The 8132-nt window shown below is 64.6% G+C and carries 7 protein-coding genes and 24 tRNA genes; all 31 read left to right on the top strand.

Annotated features, from left to right (window positions below; all coding sequences use genetic code 11):
- A partial coding sequence (locus VGV37_RS15175; RefSeq protein ID WP_326880522.1) for a PEP-CTERM sorting domain-containing protein occupies positions 1 to 546 on the top strand: 546 nt, incomplete at its 5' end.
- Positions 547 to 747: 201 nt separating this feature from the next.
- Positions 748 to 1149: a response regulator gene (locus VGV37_RS15170; RefSeq protein ID WP_326880520.1), complete on the top strand. Its 402-nt coding sequence runs from the start codon at positions 748 to 750 to the stop codon at positions 1147 to 1149.
- Positions 1150 to 1332: 183 nt separating this feature from the next.
- A complete protein-coding gene (locus VGV37_RS15165; RefSeq protein WP_326880519.1) occupies positions 1333 to 2589 on the top strand; it encodes a PLP-dependent aminotransferase family protein in 1257 nt (418 codons plus the stop codon).
- A gap of 58 nt (positions 2590 to 2647) precedes the next feature.
- Positions 2648 to 2899, top strand: a complete 252-nt coding sequence (locus VGV37_RS15160) for a hypothetical protein (RefSeq protein WP_326880518.1) — start codon at positions 2648 to 2650, stop codon at positions 2897 to 2899.
- Between the two features lie 286 nt (positions 2900 to 3185).
- On the top strand, positions 3186 to 3392 hold the full coding sequence (locus tag VGV37_RS15155) for a hypothetical protein (RefSeq protein WP_326880517.1): 207 nt from the start codon (positions 3186 to 3188) through the stop codon (positions 3390 to 3392).
- A 148-nt stretch (positions 3393 to 3540) separates the two neighbouring features.
- Positions 3541 to 3615, top strand: a tRNA-Ala gene (locus VGV37_RS15150).
- Between the two features lie 5 nt (positions 3616 to 3620).
- Positions 3621 to 3694: transfer RNA gene (locus VGV37_RS15145), tRNA-Gly, on the top strand.
- 5 nt (positions 3695 to 3699) lie between these two features.
- A tRNA-Met gene (locus tag VGV37_RS15140) sits at positions 3700 to 3774 on the top strand.
- A gap of 1 nt (position 3775) precedes the next feature.
- Positions 3776 to 3853: transfer RNA gene (locus tag VGV37_RS15135), tRNA-Met, on the top strand.
- Positions 3854 to 3857: 4 nt separating this feature from the next.
- Positions 3858 to 3933: transfer RNA gene (locus VGV37_RS15130), tRNA-Phe, on the top strand.
- Between the two features lies 1 nt (position 3934).
- A tRNA-Gly gene (locus VGV37_RS15125) sits at positions 3935 to 4008 on the top strand.
- 88 nt (positions 4009 to 4096) lie between these two features.
- Positions 4097 to 4167: transfer RNA gene (locus tag VGV37_RS15120), tRNA-OTHER, on the top strand.
- Positions 4168 to 4334: 167 nt separating this feature from the next.
- Positions 4335 to 4410: transfer RNA gene (locus VGV37_RS15115), tRNA-Gln, on the top strand.
- Positions 4411 to 4493: 83 nt separating this feature from the next.
- Positions 4494 to 4569: transfer RNA gene (locus VGV37_RS15110), tRNA-Glu, on the top strand.
- 11 nt (positions 4570 to 4580) lie between these two features.
- Positions 4581 to 4657, top strand: a tRNA-Leu gene (locus VGV37_RS15105).
- 80 nt (positions 4658 to 4737) lie between these two features.
- Positions 4738 to 4823 (top strand) — tRNA-Tyr (locus VGV37_RS15100).
- 4 nt (positions 4824 to 4827) lie between these two features.
- Positions 4828 to 4901 (top strand) — tRNA-Ile (locus VGV37_RS15095).
- 6 nt (positions 4902 to 4907) lie between these two features.
- A tRNA-Lys gene (locus tag VGV37_RS15090) sits at positions 4908 to 4984 on the top strand.
- A 73-nt stretch (positions 4985 to 5057) separates the two neighbouring features.
- Positions 5058 to 5132 (top strand) — tRNA-Asp (locus tag VGV37_RS15085).
- Between the two features lie 4 nt (positions 5133 to 5136).
- Positions 5137 to 5211: transfer RNA gene (locus VGV37_RS15080), tRNA-Pro, on the top strand.
- Between the two features lie 82 nt (positions 5212 to 5293).
- Positions 5294 to 5371: transfer RNA gene (locus VGV37_RS15075), tRNA-Pro, on the top strand.
- Positions 5372 to 5378: 7 nt separating this feature from the next.
- Positions 5379 to 5453 (top strand) — tRNA-Val (locus VGV37_RS15070).
- Positions 5454 to 5457: 4 nt separating this feature from the next.
- Positions 5458 to 5533, top strand: a tRNA-Glu gene (locus VGV37_RS15065).
- Between the two features lies 1 nt (position 5534).
- Positions 5535 to 5610: transfer RNA gene (locus VGV37_RS15060), tRNA-Arg, on the top strand.
- A 4-nt stretch (positions 5611 to 5614) separates the two neighbouring features.
- A tRNA-Arg gene (locus tag VGV37_RS15055) sits at positions 5615 to 5685 on the top strand.
- 3 nt (positions 5686 to 5688) lie between these two features.
- Positions 5689 to 5763 (top strand) — tRNA-Arg (locus VGV37_RS15050).
- 4 nt (positions 5764 to 5767) lie between these two features.
- A tRNA-Leu gene (locus VGV37_RS15045) sits at positions 5768 to 5845 on the top strand.
- 2 nt (positions 5846 to 5847) lie between these two features.
- Positions 5848 to 5921, top strand: a tRNA-Lys gene (locus tag VGV37_RS15040).
- Position 5922: 1 nt separating this feature from the next.
- Positions 5923 to 5997: transfer RNA gene (locus VGV37_RS15035), tRNA-Thr, on the top strand.
- A 14-nt stretch (positions 5998 to 6011) separates the two neighbouring features.
- The gene (locus VGV37_RS15030) at positions 6012 to 6629 is read left to right on the top strand and encodes an HNH endonuclease (protein ID WP_326880516.1); all 618 of its coding nucleotides are present in this window, start codon (positions 6012 to 6014) and stop codon (positions 6627 to 6629) included.
- A gap of 68 nt (positions 6630 to 6697) precedes the next feature.
- On the top strand, positions 6698 to 8083 hold the full coding sequence (locus VGV37_RS15025; protein ID WP_326880515.1) for an RtcB family protein: 1386 nt from the start codon (positions 6698 to 6700) through the stop codon (positions 8081 to 8083).
- Positions 8084 to 8132: the final 49 nt, after the last annotated feature.

Here is an 8132-nt window from a genome sequence, read left to right as displayed (position 1 = left end):
ACCTCGTCGATCACCGGCTCGCTGCTGACGGGCGGCGTCACCAACGCCATCGCCACGACCCAGCTGAACCTGCTGAACGGCACCCAGGGCAACGCCAACCAGGCGAAGACCGACACCCAGACCCAGTTCACCTTCACGGCCAGCCAGAACGCCATCCTGAAGCTGACGGTCGCGGGCTTCTATGAGGTCTATGCCAACACGTCGAACTCCACGAACGACGCGCAGGTTGCGAACGCTCACGTTGCCCTGTCCTTCCAGGTCGGCAGCACGAGCTACTCCGCGCTCGGCTCCAACGGCGTGAGCGCCACGGTGCTCGGCGCGACCGGTACCGACGGCAGCACCTCGCCGCAGTCCTTCGCCGGCTCGCCCTACACGTTCGCCGTGACCGCCGGCCAGACCTACATCTTCAACGTCGTCGAAGAAGTCTCGGCCAACGCGTCGGCCGTTCCGGAGCCGGGCGCGCTCGCCCTGTTCGGTGCGGGCCTCGCCGGCCTCGGCTTCCTGGGCTTCCGCCGCCAGAACAAGCGCGGCAGCCTCGCCGCCTAAAGCCTAAGCTTCGGGGTGCATCGCACCCCTTAGCCGCGAAAAGAAGCGACATCCGGAAACGGGTGTCGCTTTTCTTTTGAGATTCGACGCGGCGCCGGAACGGTTGACACGGTTTTCTCGAAAGATCAGCCTCTAGGCGAGAAGTAAGAAATCCGGCGCCGAACACAGTTGGCGGCGCATAGAGACGAGGTCATCGACGCGATGGCGCGCATATTGGTAATCGACGATGATCCCTCTGCCGTTCTCTTCATTTCCAATGTGCTGGAAGAGCATGGCCATTCGGTGACGACGGCTTTGAACGGCTTGGCCGGCATGCAGGCTTTCGACGGCGCGAAAATAGATCTGGTGATCACCGACATCGTGATGCCGGTGCAGGAGGGGCTGGCGACGATCATGGCGATCCGACGCCAGGACGCTTCGCTGCCGATCCTGGCGATCTCCGGGCGCCGCTTGGCCGGCAAGGTCGGCGACTATGACTACCTCCACCTGGCGATGTCCCTCGGCGCCGGTGCCGCGCTCGAGAAGCCGCTGAGCGTCGAATTACTGGTCTCCACCGTCGAGCGACTGCTGGATCGGCCGGTGGACAAGGCCCCGCTGCTCTGACCGAGGCTGTTCTGGAACGCGTCAGCAGGCGGCGATCGCCCGGCAGGGATCGCAGCAGTTCCCCGGCGCAGGTCGCGCTCGTCGGCCCCGATCCTTGCAGGGCGCCCCGGCGGCGACGGTGGTTGAGGGCCGGGTGTCGATAGGATATCGAGGATCCATCGGACCTTTTCCCTTCGGGGTGCCATGACCCAGTCTCAGCCCGACCCGCTCGCCCATCTCTATGCCCGTCGTGCCGACGGCATGAAAGCGTCTGAAATCCGTGAGTTGCTGAAGCTCCTCGAACAGCCGGACATCATCTCCTTCGCCGGCGGCATTCCCGACGCCGCCTTGTTCCCGACCGAGCGGGTGGATGCGACCCTGCGCGCGATCCTGGGCGCCGGCACGTCAGCGGCGGAAGGGCTGCAATATTCGGTGAGCGAGGGCTACGGGCCGTTGCGCGCCTGGATCGCCGGCTACATGCGCGACACGCGCGGCGTGGAATGTTCGGCCCATAACATTCTGATCACGGCGGGGTCGCAACAGGCGCTCGATCTCATCGGCAAGCTGTTCGTCTCGCCGGGCGACATCGTGCTGACCGAACGGCCGACCTACCTGGGCTTCATCCAGTCGATCCGCACCTACGAGCCGGACCTGCGTCCGCTGGTCCTGGACGACACCGGCGCGTCGGTGCCCGATCTGGCCGACGGCGACGCCGTGCGTGCGCGGCTCGCCTATCTCATCCCGGACTTCGCCAATCCGACCGGTCGAACCCTGAGCCGCCATCAACGTTCTGCGGCGCTCGCCCTGGCGGGAGAGCTCGACGTCGCCGTGCTCGAGGACGCGGCCTATGCCGACCTCGGGCATGAGGGGCAGCGCAACGGGAGCCTGCTCAAGCTCGATTGCGATGCGACCGGTTCGATCGATGCGAGCCGCGTGCTGTATTGCGGGACTTTTTCCAAGGTGTTCGCGCCCGGCCTCCGCATCGGTTGGATCTGTGCCGCGGGCGGGGTGATCGACAAGCTCGTCCTGGTCAAGCAGGCCTCCGACCTGCACGTCTCGACCCTCAACCAGATGGTGATGGAGCGGCTGGCGGTCGAAACCTACGACGCGCAGATCGTCCGCAACCGTCATGCCTATGCCGAACGCAAGGGCTGGATGGTCGAGGCGCTGACGCGGCATCTGCCGCAGGACGTGCGCTGGGTAAAGCCGGACGGGGGGATGTTCGTCTGGCTCGAACTGCCGTCGGGCTTCGACGGAGCCGACCTGCTGGCCAAGGCGATCAGCGACTATCGCGTCGCGTTCGTGCCCGGCGCGCCGTTCTATACCGGTGCCGCCGCCCGCAACACCATCCGGCTCAGCTTCTCCCAGGCGTCGCGCGACCAGATCGTCGAGGGCGTGAAGCGGCTCGGCGATCTCATCACCGTCGAGCGCGCCCGCATCGATGCTGAAGCGCGCGCGTAAGCCGTGGAACGAGACCGGCGGTCCCGGGTTGAGGCGGGCAACCCTCAGGAGACCTGCCATGGAAGAGACCGCGATGTCGTCAGCGTTCAAGGATGCGACCGACAAGCTGCATGATCGTGTCGTTGCCCTGGGCGACGAAGCCGGTCGCCAGGTTCGCGAGCATGCCCCGCGCGTGCGCAAGACGTTGAGCGAAGGGTACGAGGAAACCGTCGATACCGTGCAGGAATTGGCCGGTAACCGGTCGGTGCAGGGTCTCGTCGCCCTGGGCGTGCTGGGCGTGGTCGTAGGCCTGCTGCTCGCGCGCCGCTGACGACACCTCAGTTCGGTCCTGACAGGCGCCGCTGCGGTCGCGTTCTTCGCGTCCGCGGCGGTGCAGACCGGGGCGATGGCCGAAAGCAACGCCCATCCGCCGCCGCTCTCATAGGCTGGTACTGACGTGCCGGAAACCTATCCCGGCAAGGCGACCAACGAGTTCCCGATTCCGCGACCGTCGGCCAGTCACGCCACGCGAGTACCCTTGCTCGTAAAAATACATCCTACATAGGAAAGATTCCGATTGACGAATAGTTCCGATATCGCGTACGAGTGTCATCACCATGATGAACCTGATCCGCCCATCCACCGAGACCACAGCAGCCGCCCAGCGCGCGCTGCCGAAGCTCATTGCGTGCGTCGGGTCCGACTATCGGTCGCCCGCGCATACCGCCTCACGATTCCCCATGGGCAAAGGCCTGCGGGAAAATCAACAGGGTACGTGGGCGACAGTCGAAGAGGTTCGGTGCGAGGAGGTCAGTTTGAGCTGACCGAAAGCACCCAGGAAGCGAAAGCGACCGAACCTCTTCAGGGCAGCCTGGAGAGGTTTTTTGTGTTCATACGCCGGCAACGGCGAGCGGTAGATCGGTGCAAGCCCCGGTTCGAGTGCCGTTGGCCCGCAGCAGCTTTTTCAATATCGGGGGCGTCGTTCAACGGTAGGACTTCTGTTTTGCAAGCAGATGATCGCGGGTTCGATTCCCCGCGCCTCCACCAATATTGCGGACGTAGCTCAATGGTCGAGCAGCGCGGCGCCATCGCGCCGACACGAGTTCGATTCTCGTCGTCCGCTCCAATTTCGCCAGCGTAGCTCAACGGTAGAGCCGGCCGCTCATAACGGTCAGGTCAGACGTTCAACTCGTCTCGCTGGTCCCATTGCGGGTAGAGGAGCCCGGTCGTCCTCGGCTGTCTCATAAGCAGCAGACCGCTGGTTCGAATCCAGCCTCCGCAACCAAATTGCCTCTCTGGCGTAGCTGGTGCGCGCGCCGGTTTGAAGAACCGGAGGACGCCGTTCGATCCGGCGGGGAGGCACCATGCGTTCATCGTCCAAGGGTAGGGCATCAGGCTTCCAACCTGAGAATGTCGGTTCGAATCCGACTGGACGCTCCAAACATTGTTCCCATCGACCGAGCAAGCGAACGGACCCGACTGTTAATCGGAGATCGCCAGGGGCGGTACCTGGGATGGGAGCCAACATATCGGGGTGACGTGGCGTCAACGCAGTCTCCAAAACTGCGGAAGAGGGTTCAATTCCTTCCCCCGGTGCCAATTCGATCGCGAGCCAGAATAGAGCGGCAGCCGCCTGCAAAGCGGTTTAACCGGGGCAGTACCGGAGCGATCGTCCAAGTCGATGGTGGCGTGAGGGAGCAGGCGAACCCGCCTGACTGTGACTCAGGCTTCGATCGGATCGATACCGATACGCCACCCCAATTCATTCCAGGATGGTCTTCACGGTGAGGACGCCGGTCTCTGAAACCGGAGAGCTTGGTTCGATCCCAAGGCCTGGAGCCAACTCGATCGAGGCTCGTCCAATGGCAGGACGCGGCGCTTTGAACGCTGAAATCCAGGGTCGGAGCCTGGGCCTCGAACCAACCGCCCCGTTCGACTTCTGGTGAGGTCATCGCCCTCTCACGGTGGGCAGGCTCGGATCGTAACCGGCACGGGGCACCAACCATCCCCAAGCCCTGGTAGCCCAACGGCAGGAGGCGGCGCGCTTAGAACGCGTACAGTGTCAGTTCGAATCTGACCCAGGGCACCAATTCACGGAAGGTCAACCAGGGCGGCCTCTGGCGCAGGAAAGGCCATCGGTTCGATCCCGATGCGGAGCTCCAGTTTCACGGGCGGCGATCGTTGGCTGGTGCCGACAGCGGGCTGTAAACCCGCCGCCTCCGGGCATGAAGTTCGATTCTGTCCGCCGCCCACCAATTTCCTTCGGTAGCACAGTGGCAGTGCAGGCGGTTGATAACCGTCAGAGTGAAGTTCGATTCTTCACCGAAGGACCAGATCACGGGGATGTAATCCGTAAAGGCATCGGTCCCGCCTCTTAAGCGGTCCTATGTGGGTTCGACTCCCACCATCCCCACCAACAGCCGGCGGCAAAAAGCCGGTTCAGTCGCGCTCGCATAGGTCCGAGAGCAGTGAGCGCGGCGCCCCCTTTTGCCCGTGTAGCGGTCTGGTGACGGCATCAGATTGTCGATCTGACGAGGTGGGTTCGATCCCCATCACGGGCGCCAGTATCGAGATGTAGCTCAACGGTTGAGCGCCCCGTTCGGGACGGGGAGGATGCGCGTTCGAATCCCGCCATCTCGACCATCTTGCCCATGCTGGCGGATCCGGCGTCTGGTCTCCTAAGCCGGCATGCGGGGGTTCGACTCTCCTCATGGGCGCCATTCATCGGGGATTAGCTCAGCCTGGCCAGAGCATCGCGTTTGGGGCGCGAGGGTCGTCCGTTCAAATCGGACATTCCCGACCATTTCTCAGGGCCGTTAGCTCAGCAGTAGAGCGCCTGTCTTACAAACAGGATGTCGGCGGGGCGGCACCGTCACGGCCTACCAACATGCCGCGTTACGCTTCTGGTGAGGCGGTCGGAACTTCACTCCGATGAGGCTGGGTTCGATCCCCGCACGCGGCACCATGCGCTGGTAGCTGAACTGGATTAGCGCCGGTCTACGGAACCGGAGCATGCGGGTTCGAGTCCCGCCCAGCGCACCAATTCGGCCCGTCCGCTGGGACGGCGCGGGTCTTCTAAACCCGCTTGGGCAGATTCGATTTCTGCACGGGCCACCAGATCTTTCCGTAGCTCAATGGATAGAGCCCTGGCCTCCGAAGCCAGAGATCCCGGTTCGACCCCGGGCGGGAAGACCAATTTGCCCCGCTTGCTCAATCGGCAGAAGCGGCTCGCTCAAAACGAGTAACGGTCCCGGTTCGAATCCGGGGCGGGGCACCATCGCGCCCTTGGCTTATCGGCTGAGCACCGAGCTTTTAACTCGGGGAGGCTGGTTCAATTCCAGCAGGGCGCACCATGCCGGCATGAGCGTAGTGGCAGCGCTCCTGTTTCGTAAGCAGGCGGCGGAGGTTCGATTCCTCCTGCCGGCACCATCTCGGAGGTCGATATGTCCGCCCTGGCTCGTTGGCCGCAAGAGGCTGCTGTCCGAAGACAATACCAATGCCTGGTTCTGAACGCCGACTATCAACCGCTGTCGACCTGGCCGCTGTCGCTCATCCCCGGTCGGGATGCCGTCCATGCGCTATTCCGCGATCGCGTGGCCGTGGTCGAGAACTGGGACGCCGTGTTCCGCTCGCCGACGACCGAGATCGCGATCCCCAGGGTCGTGGCGCTGAAGCAATACGCTCCGGTGTCGAGCGAACCGAAGTTCTGCCGCCGGTCGATCCTGCTGCGCGACCGGTACCGCTGCCAATACTGCGGGGAGCCGTTCGAAGCATCGGAGCTGACGTTCGATCACCTCGTGCCGCGCTCGAAGGGCGGGAAGACGACCTGGACGAACATCCTGACCGCCTGCCTCGGCTGCAACGGCAAGAAGGCGGATAAAGAGGCCAATCACTCCGGTCGCCGCGGCGTGATCCGGAAGGACGGGCGTCTCCGTCCGCTCAAGGATCCTCGCCGCCCGACGTCGGCGGAGCTGCTGCGGGCCGGGCTCGAGTTCCTGCCGAACGATCTTCGGGAGGACTTCGGCTCGTACCTGTATTGGCAGGCCGAGCTGCAGGCATAGTGCATCAACGGACCGGCGCCGACCGCCCAGCGCGGCGACGCCGGTCGAGATCAGAAGAAGAAACGACCATGACGAAGACCCGAGACATCCCGAAAGAGCCGAAGATGCGTCGGCCGGATCCCTACCAGGACCGGGCACGCTTGCTCGCCACGGCCGCCGGACTCGATCCGGATGCGAAGATCGACCGGCCGGGCGCCCGACCGCTGCCGACTTGGTGCACCTTCCTCGACGCAGCGCGCGATGTGGCGCTTGCCCAGGCGCGCCAGGAGCCCGTCGCGCCGATCGCACCGCAGTCGGCGCAATTCGCCAACAGCCCGCTCAAGGTCTTCGGCCAGCACGATCAGAAGACGATCGACCAGATGCGCGCCTGCATGGAGGTCGGCAACTGCGTCGCCGGCGTGATCTGCGCTGACGGCCATTTGGGCTATGCCCAGCCGGTCGGCGGCGTCATCGCCTACGAGAAGCAGATCAGCATCTCAGGCGTGGGCTTCGATATCGGCTGCGGCAACATGGCCGTCCGTTTGGACACCCGCTATGACGACATCCGGGAGAACGCCGCCACGATTCTGCAGGACATCCGGAAGGTCATCTCGTTCGGGATCGGCCGGACCAATGCCGAGGGTGCCGAACACGCGCTGTTCGACGATGGTGACGCCTGGCGCGCGAGCGACATGGAAGCCTATCGCCAGAAGGCTGTCGGCCAGCTCGGCACGGTCGGATCAGGCAACCATTATGTCGACCTCCTGACCGACCAGGCTGGCTTCGTCTGGATCGGTGTGCATTTCGGTAGCCGCGGCCTCGGTCACACCAGCGCGACCCGCTACCTGAAGGCCGCCGGGGGCAAGGACGGCATGAACGTCGCGCCGGCCGTGGTCGACGAGGACAGCGAGATCGGGCGCCGCTATATCGCCGCGATGCAACTGGCCGGCCGCTACAGCTACGCCGGCCGCGAGTGGGTCGTCGATCGCGTGCGCCAGATCATCGGCGGCGAGATCACCGATAGGGTCCACAACCACCACAACTACGCCTGGCGCGAAAAGCATGTCGTCGGCGGGGTCGAGCGGGACCTGTGGGTGGTGCGCAAGGGTGCCACGCCGGCGTTCCCGGGTCAGCGCGGCTTCGTCGGCGGGTCGATGGGCGATGACTGCGTCATCCTCGAAGGTGTCGATAGCGAGGAGGCGAAGGCGGCGCTCTATTCGACCGTCCACGGCGCCGGCCGCCTGTTCGGTCGGATGCAGGCCAAGCGCACCTTCACCCAGGCGCAGATGGATGCCTGGCTGCAGGAGCGCGGCGTGCTGCTGGCCGGGGGCGACCTCGACGAAAGCCCGATGGCTTATCGCCGACTGCCGGAGGTCCTGGCTGCGCATGGCGGATCGGTCAAGGTGCTGCACACGCTGCGGCCGTTCGCGGTGGCGATGGCCGGCTCGGCCGAGTTCGATCCTTGGAAGGACTGAGAAGGGCCGGCGCATGGCGCGCCGGCCGCTTCCCGCCATCGGGCATCGA

This window comes from Aliidongia sp. (assembly GCF_035943795.1).
GTDB lineage: Bacteria > Pseudomonadota > Alphaproteobacteria > ATCC43930 > CGMCC-115725 > Aliidongia.
The sequence above is the reverse complement of the archived record's forward strand: the minus strand, read 5'-3'. Positions and strand labels throughout refer to the sequence as shown.